Raw genomic sequence first — 16,856 nt, forward strand, 5'->3', positions numbered from 1 at the left:
CCTGTGGGCGTCAAATATTTTCTCAGCTATTGTTTTTCCCATTTTCTTCTCCTTGTTATCTTAAAATAATTTGTGCTGATTATTTAAACCTTATACTCACATTCTATATTAAATCCTTGCAGTATAAAAGGGATAATTTTTCAAGCTCTATTAAATCCGGCTCTCAAAGCATCTTTCCTGTGTATGATATGCAACCATATCCTCCGCACTTGTCACGTCAAATCTCCATCAATCGGGACGATGAATCGGTCAATCAACGAACATTCATCGGACATGCTGATTAAAATAGTATATAACAAAAGCCTTCTCATCTTATTGGATCCTATATATGGGGAGATGACGTAGAATTTTTTTATGACTCTTAGAATTTTTGGCGTTTATAGTTGCATTATTTACTTTTAATTTCTCCATGGTTATGGATGCATAAAGCAATATTATAAAAATCAGGCCTATCTATGATTTATCCATGATGAACTTGGACATGCTAGACCTGCACCACTAAACAATATATAAACCTAAACAGAAAATGCATCATAGAATCTGCGTTTTAAAGAGTAGGCATGTTTAAGTAATCATAGGCTACTAGGTTAACAACCTCTTTAAATATTTTCAATTAACAGGGGTTTTTCTTTTTATGTCGAATTTTGTTAGTTGGACACAAAACACCAAATCTTTTTTCATTAAGGGGGTGATATTATGAGTTATCAAATCGATGGTGCCGTTGTTAAGGAACAAGATATTACTTTTGCTATTGTGGTGGTTAAACCTCATATAATCAAGAGCAGCGTTGAAACTCAAGCAGCAAGAGATGCTTATCGTCATATTTTTCCTGGAATGCCCATCATCTTGATGGGCGAAAACGCGGAAGGAAAACCTGCTTACTATGGGCGAAAAGATATCGTCAAATTTCTTGCAAAGGTAGATCCCCACAGAATTCCATGGAAGCGTTATATAATTACTTAATAAGTCTGGACGTTAGCAACTATCATTCTTATAACTTCCTGAACAGTTAATATCGTTACTGAAACTTACAATAAGCAAAGCTCATGACCCTCGTGATATGCTCCCCTTTTGGCAGCAGGTTTTATTATTAAACCTTTCTGCCTTTAGGGGAGTATATTTATTATGCCAGTGCGCCTACTTTCATTCTTCCAATAGCATCCAACAGACATGCTGAATAGAATACACAAGGAACCATCTCAATCTCAGAGAATCTAAAATAGAGGAGTGAGGTGTATGATTCTAATTGCATTAATCACAATTATTATCCTATTGTTGATTATCATATGGGAACTGTTAGCAATCCTCCAAAGACCGCCTAATCCTCCCATCCCACCGAAATCGCCCAACTTAATAAACCTGTAACAGTTTAGCCTAGGTATAAATACCTAGGCCTTCTTTCTAAACTAATTGATTATATTTCTTCAAGAACATAAATCAACGGAACTTAGTTACATTTGTAAAAGTAACATACGTAGTACTAATCCTCGCTAAGATTTTTCAACCCCCAAACGTTAATTGGGAACTCGCCCAAAAGAATACCATCAAGGTATACTTCGGATCTATATTCTCCATTACTACCTAAGACTGTGTTCCTTAAATTCATGTCAAAGAAGACGCCCCGTAATTCTTGAGGCAAATTATTGATATTAGGTTGAGGTGGAATTATAATATTGTCCCCAGAATCAACGATCACCAGTGAGTCTGGCTTAGGCCCAATAAACTTATACTTAATGCAATGCTCTACGCTAGTATCAAGATCAATAATACCAACGCCAATTACAAACGAAAATTGACTAGGAATAAATGGAGGGGTTAAAACATTCAACGGATTAATCAGATGAACTCTCGGTCCATTAGGATTCATTTCATTTAAGTGTTCTTGAGAATATATAAACGTAGTAATACGAGCCACAGTTTTCAACTCCCTTTTTTATATGATTATTACATACGCTTGTCCAAAAACATGTCGAAAACCGCCCAGTATAAAAAGACTTCTCCTTCTTATGAAATCCAAATCCTGTTCCTCCTCTCATTTGATCAGTGACTTATATTCCCTCATCCTCAATTAAGCCACATTTCCATAAGAAAATGTGGCAAGCGCCTACCATGTCTATTGCGGGGTTAATTCACTTGACTGTGTTTAGCACTGTAACTAATTGATTAAAGATGTAGCTTGACATTAGCTTATATCCCTTGTCATTTGGATGAAGTCCATCTATTAAATATTCTGTTAAGGTAACTTGATCTTGTGGAAATGCGCTCCATACATCTAATAAGTGCGATCCAGTCTCAGCAGATACATTAATAATGGTTGTCCTAATACCTAAAAATAATGATTCGTCTGCAGAAACCATTGGAGGTTCAACGATGCAAAATATATCTGCCTCAGGCGCTTTTGTTTTAATATCATAGATTAACTGTGTATATTTTTCACTGAACTGATCTGGCGTGTCAAAATTTCTATCTATTCTTCCTGTGCAAATAAAGACAGCATCTGTAGTATTTACTATCTCTGTTGCTCTCGTTAAGCTATAATCTATGAGATGTCCTGAAGAAGCCTTGTTGTTCCAGACTATGTCATTAGAGTATTTGTCGGATAAAGATGCTTTAAGCTCAGAATTCCATCCGGTTGTCGCAGGATCCGAAGCCCCTTGACTGACTGCAATTGAGTCTCCAAGGATCACGGCGTTGACTGTACCGCTTTTTAGCTTGCTAATACCCGTTAAGGTATAAACTTCAGTAGCTGTTGGAGTGGCCATAGCTAACAACAGTGTTGCTGATAACAAAAATATAATTAGCTTCTTCATGGATCTTACTCTCTTTCTTCATTCCAGATACTACCCCTTATTTTATTACTTTATCTCTACGTTCAAAGTGTTACTAATTAATCCGTCCGGCATAGTCTTTTACTTGTTTCCTAATTATATCTTCAAAAATCCATTTCATGTAGGAAAATTATTATATAAGCATTAATTATTATTCATTAACCGCTGAAAACAGGGGTTATCCTTTTTTAAGAAATTGGATTACACACTTAGATTCTTATAGAATTGCCTTCCTGATCATGTGGTTAAGCAAATCTAGGAGGTAATTACATTGAGAGTATTAGTCAGAGAACCTGCCAATCAGCCTTTATAATTGAAGGAGATTGGAAGTCACTCCTTAGGTTAATAAGAATTTCGTGCGTAAAGTCCTATTCAAATATGACTAACGACATATGCTCATATTATCCTTTCTCTTGTAAACTGTAGGAAAAAGTTGAAAGGGGTTTTATGAGCAATGTATATAAAAGCAAGCAAATTTGGCACTTTACTAACCGCTCAGATGTTGGGTGAAAAAGAAGAGTCTCCTTCTTTGGTAGGCGATTGCATCACTCGAAAAATGACACCTGACGATTGGGAGAAATATGGTCCATTAAATATAAGCGAAAGTAAAATCATAAAGAAATCTAAAACTTTTAATAGGGGTTCATCTCACGTCCGACCGTAAGAATACGGTCGATTTTTTATAAGACTTCTATACTAAATAACGATTTCTTTTCCTTCTTTACGTAACTTAGCAAATTCTGCCGTTGCTGTGAAAAGTGCGTCTGTTGAGGAGTTAAGCGCCGCTATAAAAACCATACATCCAATCAGAACTGCAAGTAATTGGCCATAGCTAAGTAAGACTTTGATTCCACTTGTAGCAATTGAATCAAATACGAGACCCATGATACCTAACGGTGCAAATTTTATAAACCACCTTACTATTTTTGTTAAGGCTTCGGAAAAATGTGAAATAATCGTTTTTGTAGAATCCGGCGCATTTTTCAAAGCAAAGCCAAGAATCAATGCCCAAGACAATATACGGATATAGTTGGCATTAAAAAGTGCTTTTACCGGGTTATCAACAACATTTATCAGTAATGCTTTGAGGACCTCTACTACACCGCCGGGAGGAGTGACATTCTCTGCGCCCTCAGCAAATGTTAAGGTTACCGGAAACATAAAGCTTGCAACAACCGCTACAAGTGCGGACACAAATGTCCCTAATAAATAGAGGAAGATAATGGGCTTCATATTGGTCTGATGACCGCTCTTATGTTGAGAGATGGCTGACATGACTAAGAAGAAGACCATCATTGGTGCAATTGCTTTCAAAGCACCTACAAATAATACACCAAAAATCCTGATCGGCTTTGCTACTTCTGGGATCGTTAGGGCTAAGGCGAAAACCTATAATTATTTGTTTTACAAGGCTCAATTGATTCCACTTGTTCATTAGATTACTCATAATCACATACCTCAACTCATAGGGACTTCCCTAGGTGCCTTTTAACATGGTCCGTTGATATTATGCCTAAGTCGACATGGATACATCTGAGTTCTCTTCGTTATTTAAAAGATTACTCGATACTTCAACGTTCATTAACTAAATGATTCCTAACAATTAACCAACTATCATTAATAAAGCAGCCAAAATCGGCTGCTTTATTAATGATCTTCCCCTTTAATTTATTTTTCCCTCTTATTATTGAAGGGATTGAGCATCTCCTGTATCTCCCGCCTAGCACTATAGCAGGGCAATAGAGCTAGGCATTTAACATTTAAATGTAATGAAATCCCCAGATAAGAATTAATACAAGCGCAATTGGATAAATTACCATCTGAAATATGGTCAGTGGCAGGCTTTTTCTGTACTTGTAATATTGTGACATATCGGCCCTCCTTCTGTCCTGTCCTAACCGGATGCTTCGCTTTCGTTATCAAGTCTTTCCAACTCCAATGGATGATCTTCTTCCATTTCTTCTCTAGTCATTGTCCCTCTGTACCATACATGATTCATTGGGAAAAACCTGGGGCTGAAGTGGGAGTTGAAAAAGTGCCAAATGAAAATAGCGCTAATAGCCAAGATTGCTTCATCAGTGTGGGCATATCTTGCTGAATCAATGACCCACCGCGGCATAAACTGGGTAAAAATCTGCGGAAACCACATCATTAAGCCCGACCCTCCCATGATAGCCATGCCCCAAAATACTGCCCAGTAGTCGAACTTTTCTTTATATGTGTAACGATCAAATTTAGGCGGATCTTTTTTTAGCCCTACTAAATACTGTACATCGTGAATCACATCGAAAAAATCTTTGCCCTTTGGCAATATTGCCAGGGATAGTCTCTTGGTCACCATGGGATAAATTACCAAGTAAAGCAAGTGATAAACAAAATCCACCAGCATAACTGCTCCCGCAAACAAATGAACGGCAAACAAGTTATCAAAACCGCCGAATATCGAAACGATCCATTGGGATACAACGTTTTGCTCAAACTTAATGGGCAATCCCGTAATTGTTAAAACGATAAAGCTGGTAAACATCCCAATATGCTGGATACGAAGATGGAGATCAAAACGTTGAAAGACATGCTTCTTTTCCACTGATTGTCACCTCCTTTTTCGTTCCTTGAGAATTGTACGCAGGTTATGGTACAGTTGCAACTCTATATGGATAACCAGTGCAGTAATGATTATAAGGGTCAGCCAGATGAAAAACTTGCCTGTATAGTACATAGGCGCTCCCGATCCGGCAGGCGTCAACTCGAAATGCTCTTCACCCTCCGAAAAGCCGGGTGATGCCTCACCGTGACAGCCGGCGCAGGTTTCTGGAATGTTTTCCTTGGCGACTTTAGAATTGGGGTTATCTTGTCCTAAAATATCGTGGGCACCGTGGCAATCCGCGCAGCTTGCCGACTTTTCACTGCCAAAGTGAATAGCTTTGCCATGGAAGCTTCTTGCATAGCTATCCGTTACCAGACCTTTATGACAGCTTGTACAGGTTGCAACGCTCTCTTTTTTATCAAGTGAGGCTCCTTCAGGATGTGGATACCCTGATATATCAGTATGGCAACTCGTACAACTTAAAAAGCCGTGCACCGAACTCTCAATCCTAGAATTTTCGTCCCCATGGCATTGGCGACAATTGTCTTGGGCTTGTGCTACAGTTGCAGATGCAAGCACACCCAAAAGTAAAAGGACTATCGTGCTCAATACCCGCCATAACCACCATTTATTCTGTTCGGACATTCACCGCACCTCTTTTTTAACTAAATAGATTTTTTTGCCATTAGCGAAGTTATTATAACGCAAACAGACCTGTAGTATACCTGCAGATCTGTTTGAAATGGGAATTCAATTCATGCCCTTGTTATCTAGCGGCAATTGGATTATTAGCCATAATTTCTTCTGAAGTTTCTTCAGTAGGTTTTAACCTATTATTCTGAGGTTTATTTTAATCTCTTTTCCCATAAATTACATAATCGAGAATATTCTAATGCCAGTGAAAAATGTCCAACAGAATAAAACCCAATATAAATAAGGCTTGATCAGTCGGAATAGGGCGATAAGTATTTTTTTCATGGGAGGTATTTCCAGCTAACATCTTGAAGTGTTAACCGTAAATTTCTTTTTGGAGGTTAGCCGCAATGAAAAATTGCACCCTTATAGCAAGCCCACTTAATGAAGAAGGACTTTGGTTGGCTGAAATAATCGGAGTTAAAGGTTGTATAACACAAGGCAATGATCTTATGGAGGTAATACAAAGAGCCGAAGAATTGAGAGACGCCCTTGATATCATTAATGGACTTCAATTCAGAGAAGAGGAGCCGGCGGAGGAAGAAGAAGAGCAGAACGACTGTGATGTGATAGGTTATTTTGTATCACATAAAAATAAGGCCAATGGGTCAATTTGTTCTAATATAAACGAAGTGTTAGGAATTATTGAGGAATTTGATGTTGTAGAGGACAGGGGGAGTAAGGCATTTAGAAGACACTTAGGGATTATGATAACTCATTTATCTTTACAAATTCCTACTCTTTGTATCGGACCTTGGACTATACAGTGCAAATCAATGAAAAAACAACTGGCGTCTGCCCCCAAATGGGATGGCTGGAAGGATAAATGGAATGGAAGTGAGGAAACGGCCTAAGACTCTTCAGGTTGCTCTCTAGCATAAAATATAAAGGATATAAAAATAATCCCTGAAAGCTCAGCTTTCAGGGATTATTTTCTCTCTAAGTAATTCAAATATTTATTAAAACCTTATTCTGATAGCTTCCCCAGCAAGATTCCAGGCAATTGCTCTTTTTTGAAGAAGCTTATATCAACGTTAATAAACGGGAATTAACTCATGTATTGACATCATATCAGTCTGAGTATTCATTCGTTGGAAGCATTCTTAAAAACGAGGGTATCATACCGATTAAGAGTAAGGTGATAATCAATTTCATGGTTTAAACATCTCCCTTCCTAATTTTTTTAAGGTTCTATATTAATATAATCTATATATGTTGAATTTCCGTGACCTATTTGTGTAGAATTTGTGAGGAATCTTCTATGTGCTCATCTCGCGTATGAAGTTCACTGTGACATGAAATAGTAATGTAGCATAACCCATAGCCCAAAACGAAGAAACAAATGGATGTAAGCAAAAAGTCCAGTCCGCTCATATAAAATCCCCCCCAAATTCTTCTATATATAGTAATAACGTATTTGGGGCTTGTTTTCTGACGGTCGTTATCGAAAACTAACGATTATTACATTAACCTGGAACAGAATGGGCAACCAGAATAACTTTTATACAAAAAATACGGACAGCAAATGCTGTCCGTATTTTTTGTATATTACTATAATATTACTACTTGAAAGTTCTTTAAGTAATTTTAACATTTTAAACCCATTTCAATTTTATTTGATGTCGGGCCCAGCGGAACGAATATCAGCTGAAACGTCATCAAATCTTTGGAAATTCTGACGAAAGCTCTCTGCGAGAGAGTTTGCCGTTTTGTCATAAGCCTCACTGTCTTCCCAAGTATTGCGCGGAGTTAAAATTTCATCAGGTACTCCTTTTACCGCTTCCGGTACTAGAATACTAAAGACCGGATCGGGACGATAAGCAACTTTCTCCAAGTCTCCATTTAAAGCAGCTGTTATCATAGCTCTGGTAAACGTTAGATTCAGACGTTTTCCAATTCCATAAGGGCCGCCGGTCCAGCCGGTATTTACCAGATAAACCTTAGACTGATGCTGTTCAATACGATTTCCTAACATTTCCGCATAAACGCCCGGGCTTAATGGCAAAAAGGGTTCTCCAAAACAAGTTGAAAATGTGACTTGAGGTTCTTGGATTCCTAATTCCGTACCGGCAAGCTTTGATGTATAGCCGGATAGAAAATGATACATGGCTTGTTCTTTGGTTAGCTTTGCAATCGGCGGTAATACCCCAAAGGCATCGGCGGTCAAAAAAACAACCACTCGCGGATGGCCGGCTAGACTAGGTATTAAAGCGTTATCTATATAATTTACAGGATAACCAGCCCGCGTATTTTCAGTAAGAGAGTTGTCTTTGTAATTTGGCACCCTGCAATTTGCATCCAGAATAACATTCTCCATAACTGTCCCGAAATGAATGGCATTCCAAATTTGGGGTTCTTTTTCTTGAGACAGGTCAATGCATTTAGCGTAACAACCGCCTTCGAAATTAAACACTCCATTTTCGGACCAACCATGCTCATCATCACCAATTAAACTGCGGTCTGGATCAGCCGACAAAGTAGTTTTTCCAGTGCCTGACAGACCAAAGAAAAGTGCGACATCTCGATTAGCTCCGACATTAGCCGAACAGTGCATAGGCAAAACTTTACGGAATGGCATTAAGTAATTAAGGACACTAAAAATCGACTTTTTCATTTCCCCAGCGTACTCAGTACCACCTAAGATAATGACTTTTTTCTCAAGAGATAAAATAATATAAGCTTCGGAATTCGTTCCATCTGTTTCGGGATCCGCTCTTAATCCTGGCGTACATATCATAGTGAATTCAGGGTGATGGCTTTCCAGTTGTTCTGCAGTAGGTCTAATAAATAACTGTTGGACAAAAATATTGTGCCAGGCATATTCATTGATTACTCTTATTGGCATACTGTATTTGTTGTCTGCCCCTGCAAACCCTTCAAACACGAAATATTCTTTAGTCTCTAAATAAGCCAGTGCCCGCTGATAAAGTTTATTAAATGTTTCAGGGCTAATAGGTTTATTGACTTCTCCCCAAGCAATCTGACGACGCACCGAAGTCTCCTCAACAATAAATCGATCCTTTGGAGAGCGGCCAGTGTAATTTCCGGTAGTACAACAAAGGGCACCGGTATTTGACAGTACTCCTTCCCGCCGATTTAATGCTATTTCTACAAGCCTGCTTACAGGCAAGTTTCTACCGACAGGAGGATTTATGGTAAATAAGCGACCTACACCGGAACTGGTATCCATCTTCTAATTAACCTCCCAGATTCTTTAATATATATTATGCCTACCAACCATGACCAGAAATCCAACACAGGAATATTTGACCATTGTATACATTGAACAATCATGACTCTATAGGTTATATTAACAGAAACCGCCAAGCTTTTCCAAGTATTTTTTATTTGGGATAAAATAGCCATTTTTGATAAAATATAAATTAAAATGAGGTACTAAATTGTGAGGTATAACGATGGATGATAAGTTGATTTTTCGTTTAAAAGAGTTCTACACATTAGAAACGTTTCAAGTTGCATTTTATGAATCTCAAGTCACTGCTTCAACCAATGAATACTACACTAAAGCCTTTGAAAAAATGGTACAAATCGAAAGTGGTCATGCTGATTTTTTTGCCCAGGTGTTAGACAAGGCAAATATTGAAGTGCCTAAGATTGTAGGTTCAGTCTTTGAAAAGGCCGGTGGCTTTATTGGAGATATGGTAGGGTTAACCGGTGCCAGTAACACCTGCAAGCTCGGTGTTGCTCTGGAAAACAAGGCCATGGAGGCCTATCGCACTTTTATCACAGAAAGCAGAGATAAGCATTATTCTGAGCTTCGAAATACTCTTATGGACTATCTGCTCGATGAAGAATTCCACACACTTTGGCTTATGGATTACATGACAAAGCATCCTAATTAAACCATTTAGAGTTTTTCTGTCCGCGAGGCAGGTTTTTCTCTCTTTCTATCGAATCACTAGATTAGAGGTGATTTATAATGAAAACTCAATATCTTGTGATCCCGGTTTCTGACGAAGATCGTAAACGTCTTAATTACGTATGTACTAAGCTCGGTATTACTATTGAACAATTCTTTAATACTGCTCTGCGCGAAGGAGAAATGGAGATTCTTAGCACTGATGCATTTAAACAAGGTGGTACGTTTTGGAATAATGAAGAACACCCGTTCAAGAATGACTCGGAATAAGCTAAAGACTGTTACTCTATTGTCATTTATATTATAATGTATCTAGCTGTTCAAAGTCGTTAATACAAACTCAACATTAGTAAAGGTGGAAAAAGAACGTTATGAATGATAATAATAAATCTGATTTAGACCGTTTAACCGAAAGCTTAGAAAAGCACGCTGAAAAATCCGAGCAAAAACTTGGTATGGTAAGCTTTACTGATTTATTCACACCCTCTTTCATGAGCACTTATACCCAATTTGCAAATTTTGGTGAGCTCCTCACTGTTGGAAAATTTAACGTAAATAGTCTAGAAGACTTTATGGCTCTCCTCAATGATGAGTTTGACGTATTTATTAAGAAAAAAACGAAATTTAAAAACTGGGATGAAATGCAATCTACTGCTGTTTCTGATTATTTTAAGAAGCAGGACGCTTCAAATTAGCCTTCTTGCCCTCCGAAGTATAAAAGGCCATCACCTCGAAATATCAAGGTGATGGCCTTTGCCATACTCTCTAGATGTGTTACTTATCTTTTCGCTTTAAAACCATCTCCATTACAGCATCATGAATAGTTTCCAGCTTGTATCTTCTGTTTTTTTGAGTTACTCCAATAAAGTCAAACCTTTCAGCTTTTACATGAGTAAGGAATCTTTCCATTGAGGTGAGACATGACGTTATTCCATTACCGCTACCCCCTGCTGCTGCGACGGCTATCACTGGTTTTTCTTCGAAGAACGTCTTCTCTTTTTTCAGGGCCTCGCACCGTCTAAACCGATCAGTGAAGGACTTCGCCGATTCACTCATCTCTCCCCAATAAACCGGGGTTATCAACACAAAGGCATCCATTTCCGCCATAGAAGCATGTAAACTCTGAAAATCATCCTTTACTTGACATTCATGTTCATTGCGGCAAGTTCCCCAGCCATTGCCACAGGCATGGCAGCTGCCAATCCGTTGCTGATTTAGGTTTATCATTACGACTTTTGCCCCTGTCCCTTCTGCCCCCGCCTTAGCTGCGTTTCCACAGGCGGCAGTCAACCCATCAATATTCGGGCTGCTTGTTAAAATCATCACGTTCATAATTTTCATATCCTTACATTACTTATTTATTTTCCTATTGTATCAGTAAAGCAATGTCCTTGAAAGGATTTTTATGCCATATCTGCTCGAATTATATTCTAGGCTCTAAAATTGTCTTAGTAACAGTAATTCATTATGATATAATTACTAAGTCACATGTTACAAAACCTAAAGTGACACGAAGGTGTATGTTTATGGATATCATTATATACGTTAAAAGGATCTTAAGCCGTAGATTTCCCGCCTTAACCCATGATGATTTCCGAATTTATTGGCTCGGGCAATGTGTTTCTTTAATCGGAACATGGATGCAAAGCATTGGGCAGACATGGCTTGTATTTTCTTTGACGGGATCGCCGATGCTGGTGGGCATATTAGGAGCTATTCAATTCTTACCTATTACTTTGTTTTCGTTGTTTGCTGGTGTGCTGATTGACAAACATCCTAAAAGAGCCATCCTGCTGATCACTCAATTTATTTCGATGATTTTAGCCTTCTCCTTATTTCTGCTAGTCTTCACTCATACTGTCCGCTATGAATATATTCTTATTCTGGCTTTAATACTAGGATTTTTAAACACTGTTGATATGCCTACAAGACAATCCTTTACTATAGAATTAGCTGGCAAGCAGGATTTAATGAACGCTATTGCTTTGAATTCTGCTACCTTTAATTTGGCAAGGATTATTGGGCCTGCTATAGGAGCCTTAATCATGGCTTCTTTAGGTCCCGAATGGTGCTTTTTTCTCAATGGATTAAGCTTTATGGCGGTTCTTGTCAGCCTGCTCAAGATTAAGGTCACACCTTATGTAAGAAAGAAAGTTGAAAACAATATACTTAAAGAGATAACGAATGGGTTGAAGTATATTGCTGGTGAGCCACCCCTTCTTAAAACGCTTATGATGGTATTAATAATCGGAATTTTTGTTTTTAACTTCAATGTCTTAATTCCAGTCTTTACGAAAAATGTGCTTCACCAAGGAGAATATGTCTATGGATTCTTGATGTCGGCGTTAGGGGTGGGGTCATTTTTGGGAGCTTTAATGGTAACCCTAAACAGCAAATCCGGACCTAAGGCTAATGTTTTGATAGGCAGTGCTGTGGTGGTTTCCATCAATTTAATCTTAATTAGCTTTACTAAAATATATTTTTACACTGGGGTACTATTAATAATCACCGGGATCTTTAATATTTGGTTTAGCACGACGGCTAATTCTATCCTCCAGATTAATGCTAAAGATGAATATCGAGGAAGAGTGATGAGTGTCTATTCTCTCGTCTTTGCCGGGGCGAGTCCAATCGGAAACATGTTTGCTGGTTTTGCCGCAGATAGGTTTGGGGCTCATACGGCCTTTTGGCTTACCGGAGCATTAACTCTCATTTCCATTGCATTTTTGATGTTAGTATTTAAGATTTGTATTCAAGCTAATAGGCCATCCTTAAAACTCCCTTAATGAAAACCCAATTCGGATTAAAAAAACCGGCTGTATATATAATATGTTCCGGCAATACTTGCTGGGATTGCGCACGCTATTATATAGGCCAAAATTGTTGGTTTGATTAGATCATTCCAAATTCTTGTTTTAGACATATTTTTCACCTCTGAGCCATCTAGTACTACTATATTTTGTCCGTAATATTGGTGAAATACTCGGTTTTACTCCAGCACGTGTCCATCATTTTGACACATGCCGGAGTTTTTTACTTTAATCAGCTCATGATTAGGCTATTAGCATTACCGTTTTGGACTTGTGTTGTTAAGTCCTCGCATGATCCCCTTATCGTGAAAGACTTCTTTAACCTCTAAAGTTAACATGCCGCCTTTGGCATTCTTGCCGCCATCATCACCGTACTTTGGAGTTTTATCATCTTCTATTACACTCACTACACCTGCCGGTTCCCAGGGCTGACGATTTAATTGAGATGCATGTTCTTTGTCATTTTCATTACTCATTAAATTTGCCTCCTCAATGTATTTATTGTTCCTCTGATTAATTCAAACTGTTTTAGCTCGAACATTTTTAGATTTCCCCATAGAATTAATCTTACTCATATTGCCAAGGTGTCATTAAGTTGGTTACACGGTTAAGGATTTAAGAAATATATTTCAACTTAAGGTATCCTATCTTCCGCTTTATGACATAATATAAAAGCTTTTACTATATTTCGAAAAAGAGGACAGAGGCGGATGCAATGAGTATTCAACAACTTCATATCAATACGGAAACGTCTATTCCCAATCTCCAATTCACAGAACTCCTCTTTGTAGAGGATCAGTTACAGACTGTACTCCAAAAAGCCGATGGTCTCATTCGGCAAACCTGTATCAGCTTGTTACAATCCGGTGGCAAAAGAATCCGACCACTCCTCACCCTTTATAGTGGTATGTGTTTTGCTCCCTTAAATCCATTAATGATTGAAGCAGCTGTCGCGTCTGAACTTATTCACATGGCTTCCCTGATTCATGACGATGTTATTGATGAATCAGCTACTCGACGAGGAAAACCAACCATAGTCTCGGAATATGGTAACCATGCTGCAATATTAACCGGAGACTACCTCTTCGCTGAAGCCTTTAACATCCTTTCTAAACAACAGTTATTAACCAGTATGACCTTTCTGGTTGATGCCATTCAATCTATGTGCCATGGTGAAGTTCATCAAGCGGATGATCAATTTTCGAGCTCGGTTGACACGAAAGATTATTTTAATCGGATTGCTAAAAAAACGGGAATTCTTCTGGCAGCATGCTGTCAATCTGGGGCTATCCTGGCAGGTGCCAAGCCAGAACATCTGGGTCTAATGAGAGAATACGGACTAAATCTGGGTTACGCCTACCAGATCACTGATGACATCCTGGATATTAACGGGGATACTGAATCCCTTGGTAAGCCGGTTGGAGCTGATCTGGTCAATGGAAATATTACATTGCCGATACTGTATCTTTTAGAAAAACCGATTTATGGGAGCTGGCTAAAGGAAATCATGAAACTTCGTAAAATCACATATCAAGGCACTCAAAGCATCAAAGAAGCTCTTATCAATACGGGATGTATCGATCAAGCCTATCTGACTGCAACTCAATGTATTGACCATGCCAAGGAAAGCCTGGATACAATTCCTTCGAGCCATTATAAAACAACACTGATCAATCTCGCTGATTCGATCTTACACCGCAGAGTGTAAAATCATGCGACAATAAAAGGGATCCATTATGGTCAATTCAAAGCCATAATGGATCCCTCGCAATTTATATGTTAATAGCTCCCCTTGTGGTAGATTGTTTAAATTTGACTCTTTCACTCCTCGTAATCTAAATAACTTTACTTTTTCGAAGTTGCCGACACAAGCGATAGAGCAACTTAACTCCTACTCCGCTGCTGTCTAATAATTTCTTCACAATAGACTGTATGTCAACATCCATGCTCTTTTCATCGGACAGATACATAGCGAGAAGTCCTTTAATAACAACTTCATGAAACTTAGGATACTCCAAGATCTGTGCTTGTTTTAGGGAGTTTTCCAGAAATAAGTGCATGCGCTCATAAATCATATCCGCATGATCGTAATAGGCTACGAAATTTAACTGATTCGTCTCGCGATCTTCGCGCAGATCAATGAAATAATCCAATAGGATATGGAGTCCGCATATCCAGGGGAAATAGGCACTAGTAATCATCTTAACTTGTCGAATTGGTAATTTGGGATGATGAGCCACTGCATACAGACAGAAAATGCCTAAGGTCGACCCTGTTGCAGCTGCAAATTCCCAAGCCGTAATCTGAGAATCCTTCGATATATGAGGGCCAATCCACTCCAGCATTTTCGCTTCCCGTTTATCCATTGCTAAATGTTTATAAGTTTGCAAGTAAGAATATAGCTCAGCTAACTTAATGGCTCCCTCTTGAACTGTTTTACGTGATGGCAATTTGCGTATACTTTCTTGGCAGGCTTTGACCAACTGTTCCAGGTACCCACCATCCTCCCGATAAGGATAGTATAAATAATAGTCTGAAGGAACCGCCTCAGGATTTAAGGCATCTTGCATTGCTAAATGCAATTGTGAGAATGCTTTTTCGTCTTGCACCTCAAGACTATCCACAAGATTATCCAGATAATCGCTCATAGTTTGATAGGCAACGATAAATCGAATAGTTTCTGCCCTATCTATACCTGGATAAAGAGCATAAATACTTCCCCCTTGACAGTGAAAGGCTTTTAAGCGAATACTCTCAAAGGCTTGTTGACTCAATCGTGCATCAGGTGCCTCTCTAGCTTTTTGCTTCCATTTATTTAGCTCTTGTTTCACAATGGGAAAGACCTTCGTTACGTATAGATATATCAACTTCGCGCTATTTAGGGGCCTTACATCCGAAGTATTCATATATTTATTTTCTCCTTAATTTATAAACTAACACCAACTTACCAAAATATTGTTTCCAAATCAATCCATTTAAACCTCTTTAATATTCCTCATGCTATATATGTAAGTAATATTTATTATTTAAGTCTACATACTTCGCTTTTAATGTGACATCCTATAAAGGGTTAAATATACCGAGAGGAGAATGCACATGAATACTTCAAATCCCGAATTAACAGCGAAAAACCTGACCATTTTAAATGACCAACTTGGCGCAGAAGCGTTGCTAGTTCATAAGTTTGCACAAGCAGCTCAATCCGTGCAAGACCAAGCCATTAGTTCCCAACTCACTTCCATTTCCCAACAACATCGTAAGCATTACGATACGTTACTCAATTATTTGAATTCCCACCAATAAACAGAAAGGACGGGATTAAACATGCAAAATACATTGTCTGAACAGGAAATTTTGACAGATTTATTAACTTCAGAAAAGCATACGGCTTCTACTATTAACACGTTCATTACCGAATCGACATGTGCTAATTTAAGGCAGAACTTAAAGGATATCCTAACGGAAGAACATAGTATTCATGAAAACCTGTATAATGTAATGAACCAAAAGGGATGGTATCCGACTAATGATGCTCAAACCCAAGAAGTTCAAAAAGCTAAAGATAAGTATAACTCCTTACAACTTTAAACTTTAAATTGACCATTTCTGGATACAAGCAAAAAGACGGGGCTTCTGCTCCGTCTTTTTATGTGTGTGTTTATTACTCTTTTTCGATTTTTACAGTCTTAACTTCTTTAACTTCTTTGACTTCTTCGGGTTTGTCATCACCATCAGTGGCGGATTTGAATTCTTTAATTCCTTTTCCAAGAGCTTTTCCCAAATCCGGGAGTTTCCCTGGTCCAAAAATAACCAGAGCAATTACAAGGGCAATTCCCGCAGTCACTGGAGTAATTAATCCAAACGTTGTCAGCATATTCAGCCACCTCCAAAACTATCTACTCATCATCTAATCATATACTTAACATAATTAAATTGCAAAACCGAGCATTATATTTATCCTACCTCATTAATGAATAACCTGCAATATGTTATCACTGGAAACTAAAGAAAACGAATAAAAGGACTCGCATATGCGAGTCCTTTTATTCGTTTTCTTT

19 protein-coding genes and 1 pseudogene are annotated in these 16,856 nt (G+C 38.3%); 10 read left to right on the plus strand and 10 right to left on the minus strand.

The features are described from left to right. The first annotated feature begins 696 nt into the window (after nt 1-696). Nucleotides 697-963 (plus strand): hypothetical protein, encoded by a 267-nt coding sequence (locus LJE72_RS24820; RefSeq protein WP_229250748.1) that lies wholly within the window; start codon nt 697-699, stop codon nt 961-963. Between the two features lie 517 nt (nt 964-1,480). Here the strand turns inward: LJE72_RS24820 and LJE72_RS24825 are convergent. Together LJE72_RS24825 and LJE72_RS24830 are read right to left on the minus strand one after the other, a co-directional pair. Continuing rightward, the gene (locus tag LJE72_RS24825) at nt 1,481-1,915 is read right to left on the minus strand and encodes a hypothetical protein (RefSeq protein WP_229250749.1); all 435 of its coding nucleotides are present in this window, start codon (nt 1,913-1,915) and stop codon (nt 1,481-1,483) included. A 214-nt stretch (nt 1,916-2,129) separates the two neighbouring features. Further along, nucleotides 2,130-2,810, minus strand: coding sequence for an SGNH/GDSL hydrolase family protein (locus tag LJE72_RS24830; RefSeq protein ID WP_229250751.1), 681 nt, complete (start codon nt 2,808-2,810; stop codon nt 2,130-2,132). A gap of 472 nt (nt 2,811-3,282) precedes the next feature. On the opposite strand from LJE72_RS24830, the gene LJE72_RS24835 reads away from it, so the two are divergent. Then, the gene (locus LJE72_RS24835; RefSeq protein ID WP_229250753.1) at nt 3,283-3,492 is read left to right on the plus strand and encodes a hypothetical protein; all 210 of its coding nucleotides are present in this window, start codon (nt 3,283-3,285) and stop codon (nt 3,490-3,492) included. Nucleotides 3,493-3,605: 113 nt separating this feature from the next. Here the strand turns inward: LJE72_RS24835 and LJE72_RS24840 are convergent. From LJE72_RS24840 to LJE72_RS24850, 3 genes and pseudogenes are all read right to left on the minus strand, one after another. Next, a pseudogene (locus LJE72_RS24840) lies at nt 3,606-4,275 on the minus strand (cation:dicarboxylate symporter family transporter); the annotation flags it as partial. Nucleotides 4,276-4,722: 447 nt separating this feature from the next. Then, entirely contained in the window at nt 4,723-5,415 is a 693-nt protein-coding gene (locus LJE72_RS24845) for a formate dehydrogenase subunit gamma (protein ID WP_229250755.1), read from the minus strand. A gap of 6 nt (nt 5,416-5,421) precedes the next feature. Next, on the minus strand, nt 5,422-6,060 hold the full coding sequence (locus tag LJE72_RS24850; protein ID WP_229250756.1) for a cytochrome c3 family protein: 639 nt from the start codon (nt 6,058-6,060) through the stop codon (nt 5,422-5,424). Between the two features lie 398 nt (nt 6,061-6,458). Here LJE72_RS24850 and LJE72_RS24855 point away from each other — a divergent pair, with 398 nt between their 5' ends. Continuing rightward, complete coding sequence (locus LJE72_RS24855; RefSeq protein ID WP_229250758.1) at nt 6,459-6,962, plus strand: type II toxin-antitoxin system HicB family antitoxin; 504 nt, start codon at nt 6,459-6,461, stop codon at nt 6,960-6,962. 758 nt (nt 6,963-7,720) lie between these two features. On the opposite strand, the gene pckA is transcribed toward LJE72_RS24855, so the two are convergent. Then, complete coding sequence (gene pckA, locus LJE72_RS24860) at nt 7,721-9,298, minus strand: phosphoenolpyruvate carboxykinase (ATP) (RefSeq protein WP_229250760.1); 1,578 nt, start codon at nt 9,296-9,298, stop codon at nt 7,721-7,723. A gap of 226 nt (nt 9,299-9,524) precedes the next feature. On the opposite strand from pckA, the gene LJE72_RS24865 reads away from it, so the two are divergent. The 3 genes from LJE72_RS24865 (at nt 9,525) to LJE72_RS24875 (ending at nt 10,683) form a co-directional block, all read left to right on the plus strand. Continuing rightward, on the plus strand, nt 9,525-9,971 hold the full coding sequence (locus LJE72_RS24865) for a ferritin-like domain-containing protein (protein WP_229250762.1): 447 nt from the start codon (nt 9,525-9,527) through the stop codon (nt 9,969-9,971). A 77-nt stretch (nt 9,972-10,048) separates the two neighbouring features. Next, complete coding sequence (locus LJE72_RS24870) at nt 10,049-10,258, plus strand: hypothetical protein (protein WP_073029572.1); 210 nt, start codon at nt 10,049-10,051, stop codon at nt 10,256-10,258. A 101-nt stretch (nt 10,259-10,359) separates the two neighbouring features. After that, nucleotides 10,360-10,683 carry a hypothetical protein gene (locus LJE72_RS24875; RefSeq protein WP_229250764.1) on the plus strand — a complete coding sequence of 108 codons (324 nt, stop codon included), beginning with the start codon at nt 10,360-10,362 and terminating at the stop codon, nt 10,681-10,683. A 79-nt stretch (nt 10,684-10,762) separates the two neighbouring features. Here LJE72_RS24875 and LJE72_RS24880 read toward each other — a convergent pair whose 3' ends face one another. Continuing rightward, a complete protein-coding gene (locus tag LJE72_RS24880) occupies nt 10,763-11,320 on the minus strand; it encodes a flavodoxin family protein (protein WP_229250766.1) in 558 nt (185 codons plus the stop codon). A gap of 194 nt (nt 11,321-11,514) precedes the next feature. On the opposite strand from LJE72_RS24880, the gene LJE72_RS24885 reads away from it, so the two are divergent. After that, complete coding sequence (locus LJE72_RS24885; RefSeq protein ID WP_229250768.1) at nt 11,515-12,774, plus strand: MFS transporter; 1,260 nt, start codon at nt 11,515-11,517, stop codon at nt 12,772-12,774. A 281-nt stretch (nt 12,775-13,055) separates the two neighbouring features. Here LJE72_RS24885 and LJE72_RS24890 read toward each other — a convergent pair whose 3' ends face one another. Beyond that, nucleotides 13,056-13,274, minus strand: a complete 219-nt coding sequence (locus LJE72_RS24890) for a hypothetical protein (RefSeq protein WP_229250769.1) — start codon at nt 13,272-13,274, stop codon at nt 13,056-13,058. Between the two features lie 239 nt (nt 13,275-13,513). Here LJE72_RS24890 and LJE72_RS24895 point away from each other — a divergent pair, with 239 nt between their 5' ends. Further along, entirely contained in the window at nt 13,514-14,506 is a 993-nt protein-coding gene (locus tag LJE72_RS24895) for a polyprenyl synthetase family protein (RefSeq protein ID WP_229250770.1), read from the plus strand. A gap of 127 nt (nt 14,507-14,633) precedes the next feature. On the opposite strand, the gene LJE72_RS24900 is transcribed toward LJE72_RS24895, so the two are convergent. Continuing rightward, on the minus strand, nt 14,634-15,704 hold the full coding sequence (locus LJE72_RS24900; RefSeq protein ID WP_229250772.1) for a tetraprenyl-beta-curcumene synthase family protein: 1,071 nt from the start codon (nt 15,702-15,704) through the stop codon (nt 14,634-14,636). Nucleotides 15,705-15,894: 190 nt separating this feature from the next. Between LJE72_RS24900 and LJE72_RS24905 the strand changes: the two genes are divergently transcribed. After that, the gene (locus LJE72_RS24905; protein WP_073029579.1) at nt 15,895-16,101 is read left to right on the plus strand and encodes a ferritin family protein; all 207 of its coding nucleotides are present in this window, start codon (nt 15,895-15,897) and stop codon (nt 16,099-16,101) included. Nucleotides 16,102-16,122: 21 nt separating this feature from the next. Further along, nucleotides 16,123-16,386, plus strand: a complete 264-nt coding sequence (locus tag LJE72_RS24910; RefSeq protein WP_229250774.1) for a spore coat protein — start codon at nt 16,123-16,125, stop codon at nt 16,384-16,386. Between the two features lie 73 nt (nt 16,387-16,459). On the opposite strand, the gene tatA is transcribed toward LJE72_RS24910, so the two are convergent. Continuing rightward, complete coding sequence (gene tatA, locus LJE72_RS24915) at nt 16,460-16,672, minus strand: twin-arginine translocase TatA/TatE family subunit (RefSeq protein ID WP_229250776.1); 213 nt, start codon at nt 16,670-16,672, stop codon at nt 16,460-16,462. Between the last annotated feature and the right edge of the window lie 184 nt (nt 16,673-16,856).

The organism is Desulfosporosinus shakirovi, assembly GCF_020595055.1.
GTDB lineage: Bacteria > Bacillota > Desulfitobacteriia > Desulfitobacteriales > Desulfitobacteriaceae > Desulfosporosinus > Desulfosporosinus shakirovi.